We start from the raw sequence: 20394 nt of genomic DNA, 5'->3' as shown, positions 1-20394 counted from the left end.
GGCGCGTCGGTGCGCCCGCGTCGGTCCCCTTTACCGATCGTGAAGCCGGGCCTGTCACCATCCACCCATGAGACCGACCTCCTTCGGCAAGGACACGGGCCTGCAGGCCCGGATGCTCCTGACGATGTTCCTGCTGGGCGCCGTCTACGTGGTGTTCATGGGCGTCCTCTTCGCCGCCGGTGCGTCCGGCGTCATCATCGCCGTCGTCGCCGGCGGCCTGGTGTTCCTGCAGCTGTTCGCCTCCGAGGCGATCGGCCTGCGCGCGATGGGTGCGCGCGAGGTCTCGCCGCAGGAGGCCCCGGAGCTGCACGCGATGATCGAGCGGCTCTGCCTGCAGGCGGACCTGCCCAAGCCGAAGGTCGCCGTGGCCTACACGGACATGCCCAACGCGTTCGCGATGGGCCGCTCCAAGAAGCACGCGACCGTCTGCGCGACCACCGGCATCATGGACCTCCTCACGCCGGCGGAGCTCGAGGGCGTCATGGCGCACGAGCTCGCGCACATCGCCAACCGCGACGTGATGATCATGACCCTGGCGAGCTTCTTCGCCTCGGTCGCCTCGATGATCCTGCAGTTCGGCTTCATGTTCGGCGGCGGGCACAGCGACGACGACGACGGCCCGGGCTTCCTCGCGGTCATCATGGTGTCGCTGGCCGTGTACGTGATCTCGTTCTTCCTCATGCAGGCCCTCTCGCGCTACCGCGAGTTCGCGGCCGACCGCGGCGCCGCGGTGCTGACCGGCCGCCCGAGCGCGCTGGCGTCGGCGCTGATGAAGATCAGCGGCGGCATGGACCGGATCCCGCAGAAGGACCTGCGGGCGAGCAGCGAGATGGCCGCGTTCTACATCTTCCCTCCGGGGACGAAGTCGGCGATCGGCAGCCTGTTCTCCACGCACCCGCCGATGGACAAGCGGATCGACGCGCTGATGCGCCTCGAGGGGCAGCTCCAGGGCACCCGCTGACATGGGCTTCTTCGACGCCCTGCTCGGCAAGCGGAAGGTCGCGCAGCCGGCCGCCAAGGACCGGCTGTTCGCGATGTCCACCGCGCACATCGCGATGGACGTCGACGGCCTGCGGGCGCGCGGCCGGGCGGGGATCGTCTTCCAGTCCCTGGGGACCGCGGACTTCTCGCGGGTCGTCCAGGAGATGGAGGAGGTCCTGCACGGGACCGGCGAGGAGACCGGCACGACCGTCTCCTCGCAGGACGACTCGTTCGGCTACCGCTGGATGATCCTCGAGGACCCCGACGTCGAGGACCTCGTCGTCGGCGTGCACGCGGTCAACGACGCGCTGGCGATCGCCGGCTACGGCGACCGCACGCTGGCCGCGGTGTTCGCCTACGAGGACGGCAGCCAGCCCCTGTACTGGATCTACAACATCAAGCGGGGCTCCTGGTACCCGTTCGTGCCGGCGGGCGGCGAGCAGGCCCGGTCCAACGAGCGCGAGCTGCAGCTGAAGGCCCGCTACGGCGGCGACCTGCCGATCGAGCCGGAGCTCGAGCGCTGGTTCCCCCTGTGGGGCGTGCCGCTCTAGGAGCGCTCAGCGGTCGCGGTAGGCGCGGACCTTCGCGCGGTTGCCGCAGACCTCCATCGAGCACCAGCGGCGCGAGCGGTTGCGCGAGACGTCGTAGAAGGCCCAGCCGCAGTCGTCGGCCGGGCAGATCTTCAGCCGCGTCCAGGTGCCGTCCGCCTGCGCGGCGGCGACGACGGCCAGCAGCCGCCCGAACGCGCCGAGCACGCCCGGGACGCCGCAGGCGACGACCGACCAGCCCTCCGGGGCGAAGCGCACGCCCAGGTCGGCGTCCGCCGCGGTGGCGTTGAGGACGCGGACCGCGGACGGGTCGGGCGTGCCGCCGTCGTGGTTGCAGGCCAGCAGCGCCCGCAGCGCGTCGCGCAGGGCGCGGGCCGCCTGCACGTCGGCCGCCGTGGGGACGGCCTCGGCGGCCAGGCCCACGGTGCCGCGCAGCGCCTCGACGAGCCCGTCGGGATCGGTCAGCCCGTCGGTGCCCGCGTCGAGGTCAAGCGTGTTGACGAACACGCGCACGGGCTCCAGCGCCGCCGGGGCGCAGAAGCCGTCGTGATGGCCGCCATCAGGAAATGTCACCGCCATGGGCAATTGACAGGTTACACCTCGCCACCTAGGTTGGTCACCACTGTCATCGCAAGACCGGTTACGACCTACCGGTCGGTCGGGAGGCCACCATGCTCCACCCCTCGTCGCTCACCCACGACCTCGCCGCGGCGCGGCACGCCGACGTCGCCCGGCGCGCCCGGCGCGTACGCCTCGTCCGCCCGCGGCCCGACCGCCGCACCTCGTGAGCGCCGCGATGCGCGTCCTGCACCTCGACGAGACGCCGCCCGTCGACACGCCGTGGGACGGCGTGCCCGCCTGGACGCCCGTCCGGCGCCTCCTCGACGTCGGCGCGTTCGGCGTCAACGTCCAGACCGCGGCCGCCGTCGGCGACCCGCTGATCGAACCGCACGACGAGACCGCGAGCGGCCACGAGGAGCTGTACGTCGTGCTGCGCGGCAGCGCGACGGTGACGGCCGGGGACCGGACGGTCGACGTCCGGGCCGGCAGCCTCGTCTTCCTGCCCGATCCGACCGTGCGCCGGTCGGCGACCGCGACGGCGCCGGCCACGGCCGTCCTGGCCGTCGGCGCCGCGCGCGGGACCGCGTACGCCCCACCTGCGTGGGAGGAGCGCTGGGCGCGCGAGCTCGGCCTCCCCTGAGCGGGAGGCCCACACGCGCGCCCGGGCGATCAGTCCGGGATCAGGCCGTCACCGGTGAACTCGGCGGCGGCCTCGGTGAGCGTGAGGTCCGCGGGCGGCACGATCACGTCCGAGGACTCGATCTCGTCGTCGCCGACCGCGACCCCGTTGGTGCGGATGAACTGGAGCAGCTCCTCGAAGGACTCGTGGAAGCGGTCCTCGTCGTCGGCCTCCACGGCCGCGACGACCGCGTTGTCGAGCTCGTTGAGCGGGCCCTGGTGCTCGTCGGGGATGCGGTACTGCCCCTCGTTGGAGATGCGGACGATCACGGCTTCTCCTCCTGCGCGGGCTCGGCCGCCGGCACGTCACCGGTCGGGGCCGCGGCGCCGCCGGCGCCGGCCTCGAGCTGGCCGGGAGCGGCGCCCCCGCCGACCCCGAGCTCGGCCCGCATCTTCGCGAGCTCGTCGTCCACCATGCTGCCGCTCGTCAGCTCGGCGAGCTGCCGGTCGATGTCGTCGGCGCCACCCTCCCCCAGCTGGGTGAGGTCCTCGAAGGTGCCGGCCGCCTCGAGCTCGGCGACCGCGTCGGCGCGCGCCTTCATGTTCTCGGTCTTGTCGACCGCGCGCTGCATCGCGAGCCCGACGTCGGCCATCTCCTCGCCGACCCCGGTCGCAGCCTCGGAGATCCGGACCTGGGCCTCCGCAGCGGAGTACTGGGCCTTGATGACCTCCTTCTTCGTCCGGAAGGCCTCGATCTTCGCGCGGAGCTTCTTCTCCGAGTCGATCAGCTTCTGCTGCTGGGCCTCGAGCTCGGCGACCTGCTGGTCGAGCGACTGCAGCTCGGTCTGCGCGAGCTGCTTGCGCTCCAGCGCGGTGCGGGCGAGCTCCTCGTTGCCGGCGGAGAGCGCCTGACGGGCCTGCGTGTCGAGCTTCACGACGGACTGCTCGAGCTTCTGCGACTGCATCTGCAGGCGCTTCTTCGAGGTGACGACGTCGGCGATGCCCTTCTTGACGTTCTGGAGGGCCTCCAGCTGCTTCTGGTAGCTGTAGTCCAGCGTCTCGGCGGGGTCCTCCGCCTTGTCCAGCATCTTCGAGATCTTCGCCTTGATGACGGTGGACATGCGTCCGGTCATTCCGGCCATACGGTCTCCTCGGGCTCAGGTGGAACGTGCCCCCTGAGCGTACTGGACGCGCCCGGTGTGCCGAGCGCCTACAGGCCGACCGGCCGGCGCGCCTTGAAGCCCCGGTTGGACTTCCGCAGCGGGCGCCAGCGCGGGCCCTTCAGACCGCCGCGGTCGTCCGCGGCACTGGTGTCGAGGCGGATGCCCGCGACCGTCATGTACGCGTGGTCGGACGCCGTGTAGACCGTCACCCACTTGCCGCGGCCCGCCTTGCCCCAGGTGAAGAACGAGCGCGAGTCGCGCGGGCGCCGCAGCAGGTCGGCGCCGGCGAGCGCGAAGGAGACCGTGCCGGAGCAGTCGTAGGCGGTGTCCTCGAAGTCGCCGTGGCCGCCGCCGTACCGGTACGGCAGGCCGACGATCCCGTTCGCGGCCCAGATGATCTGCTTGACCGCGTCCGGCGCGTTCTCGGGCGCGGACGCGATGCCGTCCTCGTCGATCACCGCGACGTCCCCCGGGACGGTCGGGAAGCTCGTCGGATCGACCGTGCCGAACTCCGCGCCACCGGCCTTCGCCGACGCGTCGGACTGGACCGTCGGGGCCTGCTCCTCCTGCGCGGCCTTGCCCTTCTTCGCGGCGGACGCCCCGGACGGGACGACGAGCGCGAGGCCGGCGAGAACGGCTATGAGAAGGAATGCCCGGAGTCGGAGCACAGACGGACTGCTTTCTTTCGACGGCCTCCGGGGTTAGCTGACGGGCTCGCGCAGAAAGAACCAGCGCGTCCGATCACGATCGGATTCGCCCCAACGACGTGGGTCCCCCGTCCCTGGTGTTCCGTCCAGGGTTCGGCAATTCGCGGCAGCGTAGCGAACTGCACGACGGATTGCAGCCTTTCGTGCTGCCAGCGTCCGTGCAGCCCCGACAGGCGCGTGCCACGGGCGTCGTGGATATGGTCGCGCCAGCATGCTCCGTCCCGCCCTGCCCGCCGCCCTCCTCGTCCTCGCGCTCGCCGCCGCCGGTTGCGGCAAGGGCGACGGTCCTGCCACGGGATCGACGACCGCGGCCCCCGCCGTCGGCGCGAAGAGCGACGAGAAGGACGCGGCCACCGACCTCGGCTTCCCGACGTTCGCGACGAAGAACACGACGCGGGTCGGCGGCGGGGACGCCCCGACGATCGCCGCCGCGGTCGCCCGGGCCGTGTACCCCGGCGGCGAGCGCGGCCAGCGGCCCGCCGCCGTCGCGCTCGCGCCCGCGAAGGACTGGCGCGTCGCGCTCGCCTCCGCCTCGCTGATGGCCCCCCGGTGCGCGCCCCGCTGCTGCTCTCCGACGGCGACGGGCCCGACGTGACGGTCGAAGCGCTGCAGGCGCTCGCCCCGACGGGCTCGGCGCAGGCCGGCGGCGCGCAGGTCGTCCGGGTCGGCGACGTGTTCCGTCCGGCCCGCCTGAAGACCACCGACGTCGGCGGCCGCAACCCCGCCGCGATCGCGCGCGCGCTCGACGCGTTCGGGCGGGCGGTGCGCGGGTCGGACACCGGCCGCGTGCTCGTCGTCAGCAGCGACGCGCCCGAGTACGCGATGCCGGCCGCCGCCTGGGCCGCGAAGTCCGGTGACCCGATCCTGTTCGTCACGCGCACGACGGTTCCCGCGGAGACGCTCGCCGCGCTGAAGACCCACAGCAAGCCGAAGATCTACGTGCTCGGGCCGTCCAAGGTCATCGGGCCGGCGGTGACCAGGCGCTGCGCGCGACCGGCACGGTGACGCGGATCGGCGACCAGGACCCGGTCACCAACGCGATCGCCTTCGCGCGCTACCGCGACGGCGAGTTCGGCTGGGGCATCACCGATCCCGGCCACGGGCTCGTGTTCGCGGGCACCCGGCGCCCCGCCGACGCGGGTGCCGCCGCCGCGCTCTCGGCCAGCGGCACCTACGGCCCGTTGCTGCTGCTGGCGCGCGGCGACGCGCTGCCCAAGCCGCTCGAGCAGTTCCTGCTCGACATCCAGCCCGGCTACGACCGGGACCCCGTGCGCGGGGTCTACAATCACGGCTGGATCGTGGGTGACGACCAGGCCGTCGAGACCGGGGTCCAGGCGACCGTCGACGGTCTCCTGGAGATCGCGCCGGTGAACGCCGCCGCACCGGAGCCCACGGCCACCACGACGCAGCCGACGGCGACCACCAAGGCGCCGCCGACCCGCACCACTCCCACCACCACCACGACGACCCCCCGGAGCGCCCCGTGAGCGAAGCAGAGTCCCCCGAGCGCAGCGACCGTCGCGGCTCCGTCCCGGACGTCACGATCGACGACGTGCGCGAGCTCATGGGGGCCTCCACCCCGCACTTCGCGCTGCAGATCCGCAACCGGATCGCCAAGCTCGTCCGCGACCTGCCGGCCGAGCACCCCGCCCGCATCCTCGGCGAGCAGGAGATCGCCCGGCTGACCAAGCTCGGCTTCTCCGGCGAGACGCGCGGCACGCAGCGCGAGGAGGGGATCGCCCCGCTCGCCTCCGTGTCCGAGGACCTGCGCTGACGCGCTAGCGGCGCAGGCTGCTGCGCCGGCAGCGCGGCGTGAAGACGCCCGCGTGGCGCAGGCAGATCTCGACCTCCGCCGCCTTGCCCTGGACCGAGAACGAGCCGTCCTTCACGCCCCCGCGGCCGGAGGCCGGCCACTCGTTCCAGCTGATCCCGCGGAACCAGCCGCCGTCGTAGGCGATCGGCGTCCAGACGTCGAACGCCGCCCGCACCGGGCGGGCCTGCGCGGACTCGCGCACGACGCCCCCGGCCTGCTGCTGGTCATAGTCCGACTTCTCCGGGAACGCCGCCGTGCCGGTGCGGGACAGGTACCCGAGGCTCAGGCCGACCGGCTTGTCGTACTCGGCCTGGATGTTGCGCACGAGCTGGGCGGGCCCGGCGGGCAGGCCCGTCGTCGACGACGCCCACGCGGCGGTGAGCGCGCCGATCGTCGGGTCGGGCGGCTCGGCGAGCAGCGGGAACTCGGCGGAGATCGACACGAGGTCGAGGGCGTCCCAGAAGAACAGGTGCTGCTCGGGGTCCTTGGCGTCCTCGACGATCGAGTCCCACGCCGCCGTGTAGGTCAGCTCCCCCCGGTAGCCGCGCCCGTCGCCCATCAGCGCCCCGGAGCGCAGCTCGGCGATGATCGCCCGCCACTCGGCCCGGTCGTCCTCGCTGTCGGTCATGCCCGACAGCCCCGTGCCGATCACCAGGCCCTCGGCGCCCGTGTCGCGCGCGATCCGCGCGTAGGTGCTGAGGAACCGCTTGTAGCTGTCGAACCACGCGCGCTTCTCCCCCGGCCCCTTCTGGACGAGGTCGCGGTCGGTCGCGGTGCGCGCGTTGCGGCCGACCTCCAGCTGCGGGCGCAGCACCACGCGCAGCCCGAGCGACCGGGCGCGGCGGACCGCCGCGGCGACCGCCGCGTCGCTGGGCGTCTTGCAGCGCGTGAAGCTGCTGCCGATCCGCCGGCAGGTGCGGGCGTCCCCGGGCGAGCGATGGATCTCCGTCGCGTTGAGGTGGTCGCTGCGGTTGCGGTCGGAGAAGTACTGGAACCACGGGATCACGAACGTGACCTCGCGCGCGCGGGCGCTCGACCGGGCACGCCCCAGCCAGGTGCGAAAGCGCGGCCCGGAGAGGTCCTGCCACCAGAACGCGGTGACGTTCAGCCCCTCCCGCCAGGTCGGCGGGAGCGGCGTGATCGACCGCGCGGCGCCCGCCGGGGCGGGCACGGCGAGCGCGAGGACGAGTAGGAGCGGCGGCAGCAGGCGGGGACGGACCGGGCGCATCGCGGCGACCGTACCCGCCCGGACGGGCGGGTACGCCGGTCCGTCGCGCTCAGACCGCGACCGCGACGCGCCCGCGGATCAGGTCCGCCGCGCGCTCGGCGACCGCCTGCACGGTGCCGTGCGTGTGGCCGCGGGGCAGCGACGGGAACACGGACGCGTCGACGACCCGCAGGCCGTCGACGCCCTGCACGCGCAGCTCGGTGTCGACGACGCCCTGACCGCCGCCCCCGATCCGGCAGGTGCCGACCGGGTGGTAGAGCGTGTGGGCGATCGTGCGGATGCCGGCCGCCAGCTCCTCGTCGGTCTGCAGGTGCGCGCCGGGCAGCCGCTCGCTGCCGCGGTGCTGGGCGAAGGCCGGTCGGTCGAGGATTGCGCGGGCGCGGCGCAGGCCGGCGACCATGACGGCCATGTCGTGCCCGTCCGGGTCGCCGAAGTAGTTCGGGTCCACGACGGGCGCGACGCGGGGGTCGCGGGAGGCGAGGCGGACGCGGCCGCGGCTCTCCGGGCGCAGCAGGACGACGCCGACGCTGACCCCGTGCTCCTCCGCGTCGACGAGGCCCTCCCCCTCGAACAGGACGGGCGCGAAGATCAGCTCGTAGTCCGGGGCGGGCAGGGACGGGTCGCTGCGCACGAACGCCGCGATCTCGCCGACGTTCGAGGTCAGCATGCCGGTCCGGCGGGTGAGGAACTTCACGAGCTCGGCGGGCTTCTCGGCCGCGAACAGCGACGTCGGGGTCGACGTCCGGGCGGTCGTGAGCGCGACGAGGTGGTCCTGGAGGTGCTCGCCGACGTGCGGGCTGTCGAGGACGACGTCGATGCCGTGCTCGGCGAGGTGGTCGGCGGGCCCGACGCCGGAGCGCAGCAGGATCTGCGGCGTGTTCAGGGCCCCGGCGCAGAGGACGACCTCGCGGGCCGCGTGGACGGTCTGCGGCGCGCCGGTCGCGTCGAGGTAGGTCACGCCGGTCGCCCGGCGGTCGCCGTCGAAGAGGACCCGGTCGACGAGCACGTCGGCGCGGATCTCGAGGTTGGGGCGCCCCTTGGCCGGCGTGAGGTACGCGTCCGCGGCGGTGCGGCGCATGCCGCGGCTCTGCGCCAGCGGCGTCACCGCGACGCCGTCGGGCTCGTCCCCGGTGAGCGGCTTGGACAGCGGCAGGCCGTCCTGCTGCGCGGCCTCCAGGAACGCCGCGGAGAGCGGGTTCAGCGAGCGCGGCGCGCGCGGCTGCTGGGCGCGGTTGTGGCGCTCGCGGTAGGGCGCGAGCTCTCGCGGACCCCAGCCCTCGGCGCCCTCCTGGACCCAGTCCTCCTGGTCCTGGTGGTGGCCGGGGATCTGCATCATCGCGTTCATCGCCGAGCAGCCGCCGAGCATCTTCCCGCGCGGCGTGAACACGCGGCGGCCGTCGAGGCCGGGCTGCGGCTCGGTCTCGTAGTTCCAGTCGCGGTCGGTCTTGAAGAGCTTCGGGAAGGCGGCCGGGATCCGGACCTCCTTGCTCGGCTTGGGCGGTCCCGCCTCGAGCAGCAGCACCCGGGTGCCCGGGTCCTCGCTCAGCCTCGCCGCGACCACGCAGCCGGCGGATCCACCGCCGACGACCACCACATCGAACTCGCTCATGCCTCCCAGCGTACGACACTCGACAACGTGTCAAGTCAGGGGCGCTGCAGCAGCACGACGGCCCCCGGGCCGAGGGCTCCGAGGGCGCCCGGGTCCACCGCCGCACCCGCCGGGTCGGCGGGCGCGTAGGCGGCCGCCGACCACGTGCTCCCGCGGCGCACCGTCGGCGGGGCGAAGCCGGGGACCTGCCCGGGCGGGGCGGGCGCGTCGGTCCGGCCCCCCGCCGAGGTGCCGGCCACGCCGAGCACGACGAGGCCGTCGACGACCTCCGGGCGGCGCAGCAGCCGGGAACCGGGGAGGTAGTGCTCGACCGCGACGCGCCCGCTGCCCGGCAGCACGACGATCGCGCGACCGCGCCCCGTCGCCTCGTTACCAAACGCCGCGGTCGCGTCGCGCCAGTTCTCCCGCTGCGACCCGTCGTCGACCTGGACGGCGATCGCGGTCGCCGCCCCGACCGTCGCGAGCGCCACCCCCACCACCGTCCCCGCCCGCGGCGGCAGGCCCGCGGTCCCGACCGCCAGCAGGACGAGCAGTGGCACCGCGACGGCGAGCAGGTTGCGGGTCACGAGGTAGTCGTCCCCGGCCACGACGAGGAGCAGCGGGACCAGCACCGAGGCGGCCGCGACCGCCGCGAGGGCGCGGACCGGTCCCCGGGCCCGGCGCAGGCCCGCGAGCGCCGCGAGCGCGAGCAGGCCCGCGAGGACCGCGGCGACCACCTCCCCCGGCGCGTCGTAGCCGACGAGGAGCTGCTTGGGCACCTGCGCCAGCCGGGTGCCCAGCGCCTCCTCGCCGATGAACGACGCCCGGCCGGCGGAGCGCTGGTCGAGCGCCAACGGCAGCAGGGCCAGCCCGAGCACCGCGGGCGGGGCGAGCGCCGTCGCCAGCAGCCGGCGGTCGGCGCGCAGCGCGACCGCCAGCCACACGACCTCCCCGGCGACGAGGAACAGCGCGAAGAAGTGCGTGGCGAGCGCCGCGCCCGCGCAGGCGCCCCACGCGAGCAGCCGCCCGCGCGACGGGACCTCCAGCACGCGCAGCAGCAGCAGCACCGAGGCCCCCGCCAGCAGCACGAGCAGGGCGTAGGCGCGCGCCTCCTGCGAGAACCAGACCAGCAGCGGGCTGGTCGCGACGAGCGCCGCGGCGGCCAGCGCCGCACGTGTCCCGCCGAGCCGCGCGCCGATCGCCGCGGCGACCGGGACCGTCGCCAGCCCGAAGACGGCCGAGAGCGCGCGCAGCGCGGCCTCCGAGTCCCCCCAGCGGCTGCGTCCAGACCCAGGCGAGCACGTAGTAGAGCGGCGGCGTGGACTCCTGGTCGCGCACCGCGCCCAGCAGCTCGCCGAGCGGGTGACGCAGCACGTCGACCGTCGCCGCCTCGTCGGCCCAGTAGGACTGCGCGCCGAGCGTCGGGAACCGCAGCGCCGCGGCCAGCAGCAGCAGGCCGAGCAGCGCGGTGCGGGTCCGGCGGTCCACGTCCGCAACCTACGCCACCCGCCGGGTCGGGCGGCGCGCCGCGGGCCCGGCCGGGGCTATGCTCGCAGGAGTGCCCCGGGTCCTCCGTCTCGTCGCGGCCTGCGCCCTGACGGTCGCGGCCGTCCTCCCCTCCAGCGCCGCCGCGAAGGTGCCCCAGGGCTTCTTCGGCGTGATGGTCGACGGCCCCGCCACCGAGACGCCGGGGATCCTCGAGCGCGAGGCGCCGCGGATCCGCGCCGCGGGCGCGCAGACCGTCCGGTTCGCGATCGACTGGGCGTCGGCGCAGCCGTACGCGACCGCCGCCGACGTCCCGGAGGCCGAGCGGGCACGGTTCACCGACGTCGACGGCGTCCCGACCGACCTCTCCCGCAGCGACCGGATCGTGCGGCTGCTCGCCGCGCAGGGCCTGCGCCCGCTCCCGGTGATCCTGCACGCCCCGGACTGGGCGGCGAAGTTCCCGGGGTCGCTGCTCACCGACCCACGGCGCTACGCGTCCCCGCCGAGCGGCCCGGAGCCCTACGCGCGGTTCGTGGCGGCGCTGGCGCGCCGCTACGGGCCGACCGGATCGCTGTGGAGCACCGTGCCGCCGCAGCGACGCCGGCCGATCCGGACCTGGCAGGTCTGGAACGAGATGAACCTCAACGTGTTCTGGAACGAGCCCGACTTCCAGAAGGGCTACGTGCCGCTGCTGCAGGCGACCCGCGCCGCGGTGCGGGCGGTCGACCCGCGCGCGCTGATCGCGACCGGCGGGCTGACGAACGGCTCGGTGCCCGCCTGGACGGCGCTGCGCCGGATCTACGAGGCCGGCGGGCGCGGCAGCTTCGACGTCGTCGCGATCCACCCGTACACCCGTAGCGCCGCCGGCGTGCTCGCGACCGTGCGCGCGACCCGGCGCGTCACCGCGGCGCGCGGGCAGCGCACGATCCCGATCGTGCTCACGGAGGTCGCGTTCTCCTCCTCGGCCGGGGACTCCCCCGACGCGCGACGGTTCGCCACCTGGGACACCACCGAGCGCGGCCAGGCGGACCGCCTGCGCAGCACGTTCCGGCTGCTCGCCCGCCAGCGCCGCGCGCTCGGGATCGGCGGGGTGTCCTGGTACACCTGGCTCTCGCCGCAGGCCCGCCGGGCGAGCTGGTCCTCCTACGCGGGCCTCAGCCGCCTGTCCGGGGACCGCATCGTCCGCAAGCCTGCGCTGTTGACGTATCGGACCACCGTGCGCGAGCTGTCGCGCTGACCTCCCCCATGCCCACGCCTCGTCTCCTCCTCCTGCCCGTCCTGCTCCTCCTCGCGCTCGCCGCGGCCGCCCCCGCGGGCGCGTCGACGACGCAGGAGTCGATGTTCCAGGACGATCCGCTGCTCGTCTACGGCACCGAGACGACCGGGGCGCTCCCGACGGGCCAGAGCTTCAGCGCCGCGCAGGAGACCGTCCAGAAGCGCACGCTCGACAAGCTGAAGCGGCTCGGCGTCGACCGCATCCGCGTGTCGGTGTTCTGGGCGCTCGTGGCGCCGGCCAACGCGTCGCGGACGAAGCCCGCCTTCAACGCCGCCGATCCCGGCCAGTACGACCCGGAGGCGTGGACGCGCTACGACAAGCTGCTCGTCAACGCGGCGAACCGCGGCATCGCGGTGAACATGAACATCACCTCGCCGGTGCCGCGCTGGGCGGCGGGCAACCCCGAGCGCGAGGACCTCGTCGGCACCTATGAGCCCGACCCGGTGGAGTTCGCCCGCTTCGTCACCGCGGTCGGCACCCGCTACAGCGGCACCTACCGCCCGGTCGCGGGCGGGCCGGCGCTCCCGCGGGCGGACTACTGGTCGATCTGGAACGAGCCGAACCAGCCCGGCTGGCTGACCCCGCAGTGGGTGCCCGACCGCTCCGCGCCCGGTGGCTTCGCCGAGGCCGCGCCACGGATCTACCGGGCGCTCGCCGACGCGATGTGGTCCGGCCTGCAGGTCAGCGGGCACGGCGGCGACACGATCCTCGTCGGCGAGATGGCCCCGAAGGGCCAGGTCACCGCCCGCGGCATCAGCCGGGCGATGAAGCCGCGACGGTTCATCCTGCGCGTCTACTGCCTGGACGACAACGCGGTGCCGCTGCGCGGCGCCGACGCGACCCGCAACGGGTGCCCCACCGACGGCCCGGTCGAGGCGTTCCGCGACGCGCACCCAGGGCTGTTCAAGGTCACGGGCCTGGCCCACCACCCCTACGAGGTCTCGCAGCGTCCCGACGCGCCACCATTGGACCCGGAGTTCTTCACGACCGCGAACCTGCGGGCGCTCGGCTCGCTGATGGGCCGGATCTTCGCCCGCTACGGCGCCCCGGTCCCGGGGAAGCTCCCGGGGAGCTTCCCGCTCTACCTGACCGAGTACGGGTACCAGACCTCGCCGCCGGACCCGCTCGGCGTGACGCTCGCCCAGCAGGCCGCCTACCTCAACCAGGCCGAGTACCTCACCGCCCGCAACCGGGCCGTCAAGACGCTGTCGCAGTTCCTGCTGATCGACGACCGGCCGGTCGCCGGGAAGACGGCGGCGGCGCGGTTCGGCGCGACCTTCCAGAGCGGGCTGCAGACGCTCCAGGGTCGGCGCAAGCCCGCCTACGCCGCCTACCGGTTCCCGCTGCACGTCGTGCGCTCCGGGCGCGACGCCAAGGTCTGGGGACTGCTGCGCGTCGGGCGGCCGAACACGCGCGAGACCGTCCGCATCGAGGGCCTGGCCCGCGGCGCGAAGCGCTACCGGACCCTGCGGACCGTGCGCACGGAGCCGCGCCGCGGCTACCTCGAGGCGGCCGTGCGGCTGACGCGCACGACACGCGTGCGGCTGGCGTGGACCGATCCGGCGACGAAGGCCGTGGTGCGCTCCCGCAGCGCGGTCATCGGCGTCCGCTGACCGGCGCTCTACGCTGACCGGGTGGACGCCCACCCCGCACCGACCTCCGGCGTCCCGGGCTCCGCGCTCCCCGGCCCCTACCCCGTGGGCCGCTACGCGCTGCGGCTGCGCGAGCGGCTGCGGGAGTTCGCCCGCGTCCAGCTGACCGGGGAGGTCACCGGCCTGCGCGTGCGCGCGCGGACCGTGTACTTCGAACTGCGCGACGGTGACGGCGCCCTGCCGTGCGCGATGTGGCGCGACGACCACGACCGGCTCGGCCTGCCGCCCGGGGCGCTGGTCGACGGCGCGCACGTCGTCGTCGCCGGCGGCGTGGACTACTACCCGGGCTCACGGACCTCGTCGGGCGCGTTCAGCTTCCGCGTGCAGACCCTGCGCGTGGCGGGCGACGGCGACCTGCTCGCCCAGATCGCGCTGCTGCGCGAGCAGCTGCGCGCCGAGGGCCTGCTCGAGCCCCAGAAGACGCTGCCGCGCCCGGCGCTGCCGCGCACGGTCGGCGTCGTCACGGCGGAGACCGGCGAGGCGCGCCACGACGTCCTCGCCGGGCTGCGGCGACGCGGGTACACCGGCCAGGTGGTGTGGGCGTTCGCGCCCGTGCAGGACCGTCACGCCGCGCCACGGATCGCCCGCGCGCTCCAGGACCTGGCGGCGACGGGGGCGGTCGACGTCATCGTCGTCGCGCGCGGCGGCGGCTCGGTCACCGACCTGCTGGCGTTCAGCGACGAGACGCTGTGCCGCACGGTCGCGCTGCTGCGCACGCCGGTCGTGGCGGCGGTCGGGCACCACGGCGACCGCACCCTGCTGGACGACGTCGCCGCGGTCTCGTGCTCGACCCCGACCCACGCGGCGGAGGCGGCGGTGCCGCTGGACGCCGCGGCCGAGCGCGGCCGGGCGCTCGCCGCCGCCCGGCGCCTGGAGCACCACGGCCGCCACGCGGTGCTCGGCCGTGCCCGGATCCTGCAGCGCCTGGCGCGCGCGCCCGCGGAGCACGTGCTGCGCCACCGCGTGCGCCTGCACCAGCTGCTGCGCGAGCTGCGGGCCAGCGGGCGCCGGCAGCTCGACGGCGCCGCCCGCGAGCTGCGCGCGTCGGCCGACCGGCTGGAGGGTCGCGGCACCAGCGCCGCCGGCGCGCAGCAGGCGGCGCGGCGCGCCCGCCTGGACTCGCTGGCGCTCGCCCTCGCCGCGCACGATCCCGAGCGGGTCGTCGGCCGCGGCTACGCGATCGTCCGCGACGCCGACGGCGCGATCGTCACCACCGCGGCCGCCGCCCGCGCCGCCGGGCGCCTGCAGCTGCGCTTCGCCGACGCCGCGGTGGACACGCGCGTCGAGGAGCCCCCGTCCCCGTCCTCCGAGGAGGAGCCCACCGCATGACCGAGCCGGACCCGACGACGAGCTACGAGGACGCCGCGGCGCGCCTGGAGGCGATCATCCGGCGCCTCGACGGCGGCGAGGCGGGCCTGCGCGAGACGCTCGACCTGTGCCGCGAGGGCAAGCTGCTCGTCGAGCGCTGCGCCGCGGAGCTCGAGGCGGTCGGCGAGAGCCTGCAGGAGCTGCGGCTGGACGAGCTCGTCGCGCGGCTGGAGCGGGGGCCCTCCCAGCCGGGCGCCGCGACCCCGTAGGCTCGCCCCATGGCCACCTGGGACCGCATCAAGGACCTGCCGCTCACGATCGAGGAGTACGCGCTGGAGCGCCTGCAGCGCGACGTCTCGACCGGGTTCCTGCGGGTCACGACCGTGATCCGCCTGCAGGGCGGCGGGCACGACGGCGTCGGCGAGGACGTCAGCTACGAGGCGGAGGACCAGGACGCGCTGCAGGCCGCCGGGCCGGTGCTCCCGCTCGCCGGGACGTGGACGCTCGAGTCCTTCTGCGACCACCTCGCGACGCTCGACCTGTGGCCCGAGCCGCCGCGGCACGAGGCCTCGCGCCTGTACCGCGTCTGGGCCTACGAGTCGGCCGCGCTGGACCTCGCGCTGCGCCAGGCCGGCCGCGCGCTGCACGAGGTCGTGGGCCGCGAGCCGCGCCCGCTGACGTTCGTGATGTCGCTGCGGCTCGGGCAGCCGTCGACGATCGCGCCGCTGCGCGCCCGCCTCGACCCGTACCCGACGCTGCGGTTCAAGCTCGATCCGACCGCCGACTGGGACGACGCCCTGATCGCGGAGCTCGTGGCGACCGGCGCGGTCGACTCGGTCGACCTGAAGGGCCTCTACGAGGGGTCGGTCGTGGACAACGCGGCCGACCCCGACCTGTACCGGCGCGTCGCCGAGGCGTTCCCCGACGCGTGGATCGAGGACCCGAAGCTCACGCCCGAGACCGATCCGGTCCTCGCCCCGTACCGCGACCGGATCACCTGGGACGCCCCGATCCACTCGGTCGCGGACATCGACGCGCTGCCGTTCCCGCCGCGGATGGTGAACGTCAAGCCGTCGCGCCTGGGGGCCTGCGGCCGCTGCTGCACTGCTACGACACCTGCGACGAACGCGGGATCGGCATGTACGGCGGCGGTCAGTTCGAGCTCGGTCCGGGCCGCGGCCAGATCCAGTACCTGGCGTCGCTGTTCCACCCCGACACGCCCAACGACGTGGCGCCCGGCGCCTACGACGAGGACCCGCCCCCGGCGGGCCTCCCCACGAGCCCGATCCCCCCGGCGCCGTCCGCCGTGGGCTTCCGCTGGGACGGCTGAGGACCGGCAGGCGCGCGGCGCCCGGTCGGGCGGCGCGCCGGTCCGGCGGGCGGTCCCGTACAGTTCCGCACCGCAGTTGACTGACTCGTCGATCAAGGGATCTGAATCTCGTGAGTGAACGTCTGGGAATCGCCGGCAGCGGCGCCATCGCAACCGGCCTGGCCGCCACCGCCTCGGTGCTCGGCGACGTCGTGCTGGTCGCGCGCAGCGACGCGTCGGCCGATCGGGCCCGCGCGACCATCGAGAAGCTGTGCGGCCGCGTCGAGGGCGCGGACGCCTCGCGCGTCACGGTCACCACCGACAGCGCGCTGCTGGCCGACCGCACCTTCGTGGTCGAGGCCATCGCGGAGGAGCTCGACGCCAAGAAGGAGCTCCTCGCCAAGCTGGCCGGGATCATCGCGCCCGACGCGGTGCTCGGGTCCACCACCTCGTCGCTGTCGGTCGCCACGCTCGCGCAGGCCGCGGGCGTCGCCGACCGCTTCGTCGGGCTGCACGTCTTCAACCCGGTCACGATGATGAAGCTCGTCGAGCTCGCGTACGCGGACGCGGCGACCTCCGAGACCCGCGGCCGCGCGTTCGCGCTGTGCGAGGCGCTCGGCAAGACGCCGGTCGACGTGCCGGACACGCCCGGCTTCGTCGTGAACCGCCTGCTGTTCCCGTACCTCTTCAGCGCCGCCGCGTTCCTCGAGGAGTCGGGCATGGAGCCCAAGGACGTGGACACCTGCATGAAGCTCGGGGCCGGGCACCCGATGGGCCCGCTCGCCCTCCTGGACTTCGTCGGCCTCGACGTGTCGATCGCGATCGGCGAGACGATCGGCGCCGACATCCCGGCGAACGTCCGCGCGCTCGCCGCCGAGGGGCACCTCGGCAAGAAGTCCGGCAAGGGCTTCTACGACTACGCGCGCTAGCCCGCGCACTACACCACCGCACGTCACGGAGCCGCGGGCCGCACGGGCCGCGGCTCCGTCGCGGTCACCCGGCCGGTCCGCGTGGGACCCTGCCGGCATGGACCTGCGCGTGCACCGCATCCCGTTCAGCACGAACGTCGAGCGCATCGCGCTCGCCGCGGGGATCAAGGGGCTCGCGGTCACCTGGGTCGACCACGACGCCACCGACCGCGCAGCGTTGCGGGCGCTCTCCGGGCAGGAGCTCGTCCCGGTGGCGGAGCTGCCCGACGGCACCGTCGTGACCGACTCGCCCGAGATCCTGCGCGAGATCGAGATGCTCGCCCCGGAGCCCCCGCTGTGGCCGGCCGATCCCGCGGAGCGCGCCCGGGCCGAGATCTTCGTGGCGTGGTTCAACCGCGTCTGGAAGCTCGCGCCCAACGCGCTGGAGGCCGAGCTCGCCCGCGCCGCACCCGACGCCGAGCGGGTGACGGCCCTCACCGCGGAGCCGCGCGGCTCGCTGCCGTGGTTCGAGGACCTCCTGCAGGACCACGACCACCTGCTCGGCGACCGGGTCGGGATCGCCGACGTCGTCGCGTTCCCGTTCCTGCGCTACGCGCTGCTGCACGACCCGGCCGACGACGAGCCGTTCCACCGCGTGCTGATCGAGCGGCTGGCGCTGCACGACGGGTTCCCCGCGCTCGCCGCCTGGATCCGGCGGATGGACCGGCTGCCGCGGGCCTGAGCGGCCCGGTCAGGCGGTCGCCCGCAGCGCCAGCTGGAGCGCGAAGCGGCCGTCCGGGTCGTCGAGCGCGTCCCCGAGCAGCTCCCGTAGCCGCGCGAGGCGGTAGCGGACGGTCTGCGGGTGCACCTCGAGCGTCCGGGCCACGGTCTCGACCCGGCCCTGGTGGTCCAGCCAGGCCCGCAGCGTCGCGGTCAGCCGCTGCGCGCTGGCCGGGGTCTCCTCCTGCAGCGGGGCGAGTGCGCGGGCAGCGAGGTCGGCGGCGAGCGCCGGGTCGCGGCGCAGCAGCAGCGCGGGCAGGTGCGCATCCGCGGCGACGACGGGGCTGTCGGTGTGGCCGGTCTCGCCGAGCCGTCGTGCGGCACGGGCGCGCCCGGCGCTCGCGGCCGCCTCGGCGGGCGGGAGCGCGGAGCCGAGCCCGAGGACGTCCCCGGGACGCACGGCGGCGGCGAGCCGCTCCTCCAGGCCGGGGGCGCCCGGGTCGGCGACGACCGCCACGACCTCGTCGTCGAGCACGGCGAGCAGGTCCTCGGGCTGGAGCCGGGCGACGAGCGCGCCGGCGGCGTCCGCGGGACCGACGACGACCGCCAGGCGCGCGGGCGGCGTCCAGTCGAGCTCCGCGGCGGTCGCGGCGACCTCCGCCTCGGACGGAGGGCGGGCCAGGAGCGCGCGGACGCAGGCGCGGGTGCGCCGCGACCGCTCGCCCGCCTCACGCGACTGCTCCTGCGCGTAGCCGTCGGCGCTCTCGGCGCTGAGCTCGTCGATGTAGGCGAAGATCGCCTCGCCGAGCGCGTAGAGGTCCTGCGGGTCGAGCCCGCCCGCGACGCCCGCCTCGACCGCCCGGCGCCAGGCGATGCGCGCGCCGGTGCGGTAGGCGGAGAGCAGGGCGTCGAGCGAGCGGCCGGAGGCCCGCTCGCCGCGGCCGAGGCCGACGTAGATCTCGCGCCCGATGCGCTGCGAGCGCGCCGGGTCCTCGACGATGTCGGCGAACCGCTCGAGCGCCTGCGCGACGCCGAGGCGCACCGCGTCGCCGAAGGGCCCGCGCAGCGGCCGGTCGTACTCGGGGACCTCCTCGCGCAGCGCCGCCATGATCTCCGCGGAGATCGCGGGGAGCACCGGCCGCAGGACCGCGGCGGCCCGCGGGTTGGACTCGACCTGCATTGGCACAAACCTACAAGTTCTGCGCGCCGTCGGCGACCAATACCCACAAGCGCCCGTCGTGCTCTGTGACTTACGGTGGAACCATGTCGACTCCGACCACCTCCGCGGACCCGACGCCCGCCCAGGGCGCCGCCGCCCGGGCCGCCCGCCGGCCCGACCACGACCGCGACTACGAGATGCCGCGCTCCCAGCAGATCGCCAACCTCATGGCCGTCGTGCTGCCCTTCGTCGCGTTCCTCGTGGCGATCTACGCCGGCTGGAACGCCTGGGTCGACGGGATCGACCTCGCAATCTTCGCGTTCATGTACGTCATCACGGGCTTCGGCGTGACGATCGGCTTCCACCGCCTGCTCACGCACCGCGGGTTCACCGCCCCGAAGTGGGTCGAGTACTCGCTGGCGATCGCCGGGTCGATGAGCATCCAGGGCCCGGTGACGAGCTGGGTCGCCGACCACCGCAAGCACCACGCGTTCACCGACGCCGAGGGCGACCCGCACTCCCCGCACGTCGGGCACGGGTCCGGCCTCAAGGGCCTGATCCACGCGCACGTCGGCTGGATCATGACCGACCAGGGCTCCGCCCAGCGCTCCAAGTACGCGAAGGACCTCGTCGAGGACCGGGGCATGCGCCGCATCTCCAAGAACTTCGAGCTCATCGCGCTGGCGAGCCTCCTGATCCCCGCCGTCCTGGGCTTCCTGCTCCACGGGTTCACGCTCGAGGGGTTCCTGCGCGGCCTGCTGTGGGGCGGCTTCGTGCGGATCTTCCTGCTGCACCACATCACGTGGTCGATCAACTCGATCTGCCACTTCCACGGCAAGCGGCGCTTCGACATCGACGACCACTCCACGAACGTCGCGTGGCTCGCCGTGCCCTCGCTGGGCGAGGCGTGGCACCACAACCACCACGCGTTCCCGCGCGCCGCGGTGCACGGCATGGGCCGGCGCGAGATCGACATCACCGGCTGGGTGATCGCCGGGATGGAGAAGGTCGGCCTGGCACGCGACGTCGTGCGGATCAGCCCGGAGCGGCAGGCCGCGAAGGAGCTGCGCCCGTCCTGAGCGGCCGTCACGGAGGTTTTAGCCCGCGGTAAGGATGCGGGCCGATACTGCTCCTGCGAACGAATCCCTCGCAGATGTGCACCTCCTCCCAGAAGCACTGACGGCCCGCCTTTCGGCGGGCCGTCTGCGTTCTGCTGATGCTTGGTGGACCCACCCCGGCCCACCGCTGCTCTCATCTCCCCGACCACCGTCCCACGGGAGGCGGGGAGTGTCCTGCAGGGTGCCTCGCGTCGTCCCACGGACACGGTGCACCAGCAGCAACGAGACCCGGGCCGCGAAACTTGCGGCGGC

General features: G+C 74.6%; 23 protein-coding genes and 1 riboswitch. Of the genes, 15 read left to right on the top strand and 8 right to left on the bottom strand.

The window, feature by feature from the left end; genetic code table 11:
* The first annotated feature begins 67 nt into the window (after nt 1-67).
* The gene (htpX, locus tag GKE82_RS22505; RefSeq protein WP_107570177.1) at nt 68-961 is read left to right on the top strand and encodes a zinc metalloprotease HtpX; all 894 of its coding nucleotides are present in this window, start codon (nt 68-70) and stop codon (nt 959-961) included.
* Nucleotide 962: 1 nt separating this feature from the next.
* On the top strand, nt 963-1532 hold the full coding sequence (locus tag GKE82_RS22500) for a hypothetical protein (protein WP_154734827.1): 570 nt from the start codon (nt 963-965) through the stop codon (nt 1530-1532).
* Between the two features lie 6 nt (nt 1533-1538).
* On the opposite strand, the gene GKE82_RS22495 is transcribed toward GKE82_RS22500, so the two are convergent.
* Nucleotides 1539-2108 (bottom strand): CGNR zinc finger domain-containing protein, encoded by a 570-nt coding sequence (locus GKE82_RS22495; protein ID WP_154734826.1) that lies wholly within the window; start codon nt 2106-2108, stop codon nt 1539-1541.
* Nucleotides 2109-2313: 205 nt separating this feature from the next.
* Between GKE82_RS22495 and GKE82_RS22490 the strand changes: the two genes are divergently transcribed.
* Nucleotides 2314-2730, top strand: coding sequence for a hypothetical protein (locus GKE82_RS22490; RefSeq protein ID WP_154734825.1), 417 nt, complete (start codon nt 2314-2316; stop codon nt 2728-2730).
* A 29-nt stretch (nt 2731-2759) separates the two neighbouring features.
* Here the strand turns inward: GKE82_RS22490 and GKE82_RS22485 are convergent, their stop codons facing one another.
* From GKE82_RS22485 to GKE82_RS22475, 3 genes are all read right to left on the bottom strand, one after another.
* Nucleotides 2760-3038: a hypothetical protein gene (locus GKE82_RS22485; RefSeq protein ID WP_196189380.1), complete on the bottom strand. Its 279-nt coding sequence runs from the start codon at nt 3036-3038 to the stop codon at nt 2760-2762.
* Entirely contained in the window at nt 3035-3829 is a 795-nt protein-coding gene (locus GKE82_RS22480; RefSeq protein ID WP_230316261.1) for a PspA/IM30 family protein, read from the bottom strand. Before GKE82_RS22480 ends, GKE82_RS22485 begins: the two co-directional genes overlap by 4 nt.
* Before the next feature lie 89 nt (nt 3830-3918).
* The gene (locus GKE82_RS22475; RefSeq protein WP_154734823.1) at nt 3919-4539 is read right to left on the bottom strand and encodes a hypothetical protein; all 621 of its coding nucleotides are present in this window, start codon (nt 4537-4539) and stop codon (nt 3919-3921) included.
* A gap of 7 nt (nt 4540-4546) precedes the next feature.
* Nucleotides 4547-4687: riboswitch (cyclic di-AMP (ydaO/yuaA leader) on the bottom strand.
* 102 nt (nt 4688-4789) lie between these two features.
* Between GKE82_RS22475 and GKE82_RS22470 the strand changes: the two genes are divergently transcribed.
* From GKE82_RS22470 to GKE82_RS22455, 4 genes are read left to right on the top strand one after another with little or no spacing between them, the layout of a single operon-like run.
* Nucleotides 4790-5173 (top strand): hypothetical protein, encoded by a 384-nt coding sequence (locus tag GKE82_RS22470; protein WP_154734822.1) that lies wholly within the window; start codon nt 4790-4792, stop codon nt 5171-5173.
* Nucleotides 5128-5583, top strand: a complete 456-nt coding sequence (locus GKE82_RS22465; RefSeq protein ID WP_154734821.1) for a cell wall-binding repeat-containing protein — start codon at nt 5128-5130, stop codon at nt 5581-5583. The genes GKE82_RS22470 and GKE82_RS22465 overlap by 46 nt, the downstream gene beginning before the upstream one ends.
* Nucleotides 5580-6065 carry a hypothetical protein gene (locus GKE82_RS22460; RefSeq protein ID WP_154734820.1) on the top strand — a complete coding sequence of 162 codons (486 nt, stop codon included), beginning with the start codon at nt 5580-5582 and terminating at the stop codon, nt 6063-6065. The genes GKE82_RS22465 and GKE82_RS22460 overlap by 4 nt, the downstream gene beginning before the upstream one ends.
* Complete coding sequence (locus GKE82_RS22455) at nt 6062-6352, top strand: hypothetical protein (RefSeq protein WP_107570185.1); 291 nt, start codon at nt 6062-6064, stop codon at nt 6350-6352. Before GKE82_RS22460 ends, GKE82_RS22455 begins: the two co-directional genes overlap by 4 nt.
* A 4-nt stretch (nt 6353-6356) precedes the next feature.
* On the opposite strand, the gene GKE82_RS22450 is transcribed toward GKE82_RS22455, so the two are convergent.
* From GKE82_RS22450 to GKE82_RS22440, 3 genes are read right to left on the bottom strand one after another with little or no spacing between them, the layout of a single operon-like run.
* Nucleotides 6357-7619, bottom strand: coding sequence for a hypothetical protein (locus tag GKE82_RS22450; protein ID WP_154734819.1), 1263 nt, complete (start codon nt 7617-7619; stop codon nt 6357-6359).
* 49 nt (nt 7620-7668) lie between these two features.
* Nucleotides 7669-9228, bottom strand: a complete 1560-nt coding sequence (locus tag GKE82_RS22445; RefSeq protein ID WP_154734818.1) for a GMC family oxidoreductase — start codon at nt 9226-9228, stop codon at nt 7669-7671.
* Between the two features lie 35 nt (nt 9229-9263).
* Nucleotides 9264-10703, bottom strand: coding sequence for a glycosyltransferase family 39 protein (locus tag GKE82_RS22440; RefSeq protein ID WP_154734817.1), 1440 nt, complete (start codon nt 10701-10703; stop codon nt 9264-9266).
* A 62-nt stretch (nt 10704-10765) separates the two neighbouring features.
* On the opposite strand from GKE82_RS22440, the gene GKE82_RS22435 reads away from it, so the two are divergent.
* From GKE82_RS22435 to GKE82_RS22405, 7 genes are all read left to right on the top strand, one after another.
* Nucleotides 10766-11929, top strand: a complete 1164-nt coding sequence (locus tag GKE82_RS22435; protein WP_154734816.1) for a hypothetical protein — start codon at nt 10766-10768, stop codon at nt 11927-11929.
* Between the two features lie 8 nt (nt 11930-11937).
* Complete coding sequence (locus tag GKE82_RS22430; RefSeq protein ID WP_107570190.1) at nt 11938-13581, top strand: hypothetical protein; 1644 nt, start codon at nt 11938-11940, stop codon at nt 13579-13581.
* Nucleotides 13582-13602: 21 nt separating this feature from the next.
* Nucleotides 13603-14949, top strand: a complete 1347-nt coding sequence (gene xseA / locus GKE82_RS22425) for an exodeoxyribonuclease VII large subunit (RefSeq protein WP_154734815.1) — start codon at nt 13603-13605, stop codon at nt 14947-14949.
* Nucleotides 14946-15197 (top strand): exodeoxyribonuclease VII small subunit, encoded by a 252-nt coding sequence (gene xseB / locus GKE82_RS22420; protein WP_154734814.1) that lies wholly within the window; start codon nt 14946-14948, stop codon nt 15195-15197. Before xseA ends, xseB begins: the two co-directional genes overlap by 4 nt.
* Nucleotides 15198-15206: 9 nt before the next feature.
* Complete coding sequence (locus GKE82_RS22415) at nt 15207-16376, top strand: hypothetical protein (protein ID WP_230316260.1); 1170 nt, start codon at nt 15207-15209, stop codon at nt 16374-16376.
* On the top strand, nt 16369-17166 hold the full coding sequence (locus GKE82_RS22410; protein WP_309233769.1) for a 3-hydroxyacyl-CoA dehydrogenase NAD-binding domain-containing protein: 798 nt from the start codon (nt 16369-16371) through the stop codon (nt 17164-17166). Before GKE82_RS22415 ends, GKE82_RS22410 begins: the two co-directional genes overlap by 8 nt.
* Nucleotides 17167-17263: 97 nt before the next feature.
* Nucleotides 17264-17887 (top strand): glutathione S-transferase family protein, encoded by a 624-nt coding sequence (locus tag GKE82_RS22405; RefSeq protein WP_154734812.1) that lies wholly within the window; start codon nt 17264-17266, stop codon nt 17885-17887.
* Nucleotides 17888-17896: 9 nt separating this feature from the next.
* Here the strand turns inward: GKE82_RS22405 and GKE82_RS22400 are convergent, their stop codons facing one another.
* On the bottom strand, nt 17897-19045 hold the full coding sequence (locus GKE82_RS22400) for a helix-turn-helix domain-containing protein (protein ID WP_154734811.1): 1149 nt from the start codon (nt 19043-19045) through the stop codon (nt 17897-17899).
* Between the two features lie 83 nt (nt 19046-19128).
* Between GKE82_RS22400 and GKE82_RS22395 the strand changes: the two genes are divergently transcribed.
* Nucleotides 19129-20103, top strand: a complete 975-nt coding sequence (locus GKE82_RS22395) for an acyl-CoA desaturase (protein ID WP_230316259.1) — start codon at nt 19129-19131, stop codon at nt 20101-20103.
* Nucleotides 20104-20394 lie beyond the last annotated feature (291 nt).

This window comes from Conexibacter sp. W3-3-2 (genome assembly GCF_009707605.1).
Classification (GTDB): Bacteria; Actinomycetota; Thermoleophilia; order Solirubrobacterales; family Solirubrobacteraceae; genus Paraconexibacter; species Paraconexibacter algicola.
This window is presented reverse-complemented; position numbering and strand designations above follow the sequence as displayed.

Bases quoted from the DNA above. Each gene is read 5' to 3' on its own strand.
- htpX (WP_107570177.1), top strand. From the start codon at position 68: ATGAGACCGACCTCCTTCGGCAAGGACACGGGCCTGCAGGCCCGGATG.
- GKE82_RS22500 (WP_154734827.1), top strand. From the start codon at position 963: ATGGGCTTCTTCGACGCCCTGCTCGGCAAGCGGAAGGTCGCGCAGCCG.
- GKE82_RS22495 (WP_154734826.1), bottom strand. From the start codon at position 2,108: ATGGCGGTGACATTTCCTGATGGCGGCCATCACGACGGCTTCTGCGCC.
- GKE82_RS22480 (WP_230316261.1), bottom strand. From the start codon at position 3,829: ATGTCCACCGTCATCAAGGCGAAGATCTCGAAGATGCTGGACAAGGCG.
- GKE82_RS22470 (WP_154734822.1), top strand. From the start codon at position 4,790: ATGCTCCGTCCCGCCCTGCCCGCCGCCCTCCTCGTCCTCGCGCTCGCC.
- GKE82_RS22450 (WP_154734819.1), bottom strand. From the start codon at position 7,619: ATGCGCCCGGTCCGTCCCCGCCTGCTGCCGCCGCTCCTACTCGTCCTC.
- GKE82_RS22445 (WP_154734818.1), bottom strand. From the start codon at position 9,228: ATGAGCGAGTTCGATGTGGTGGTCGTCGGCGGTGGATCCGCCGGCTGC.
- GKE82_RS22430 (WP_107570190.1), top strand. From the start codon at position 11,938: ATGCCCACGCCTCGTCTCCTCCTCCTGCCCGTCCTGCTCCTCCTCGCG.
- xseB (WP_154734814.1), top strand. From the start codon at position 14,946: ATGACCGAGCCGGACCCGACGACGAGCTACGAGGACGCCGCGGCGCGC.
- GKE82_RS22415 (WP_230316260.1), top strand. From the start codon at position 15,207: ATGGCCACCTGGGACCGCATCAAGGACCTGCCGCTCACGATCGAGGAG.
- GKE82_RS22405 (WP_154734812.1), top strand. From the start codon at position 17,264: ATGGACCTGCGCGTGCACCGCATCCCGTTCAGCACGAACGTCGAGCGC.
- GKE82_RS22400 (WP_154734811.1), bottom strand. From the start codon at position 19,045: ATGCAGGTCGAGTCCAACCCGCGGGCCGCCGCGGTCCTGCGGCCGGTG.
- GKE82_RS22395 (WP_230316259.1), top strand. From the start codon at position 19,129: ATGTCGACTCCGACCACCTCCGCGGACCCGACGCCCGCCCAGGGCGCC.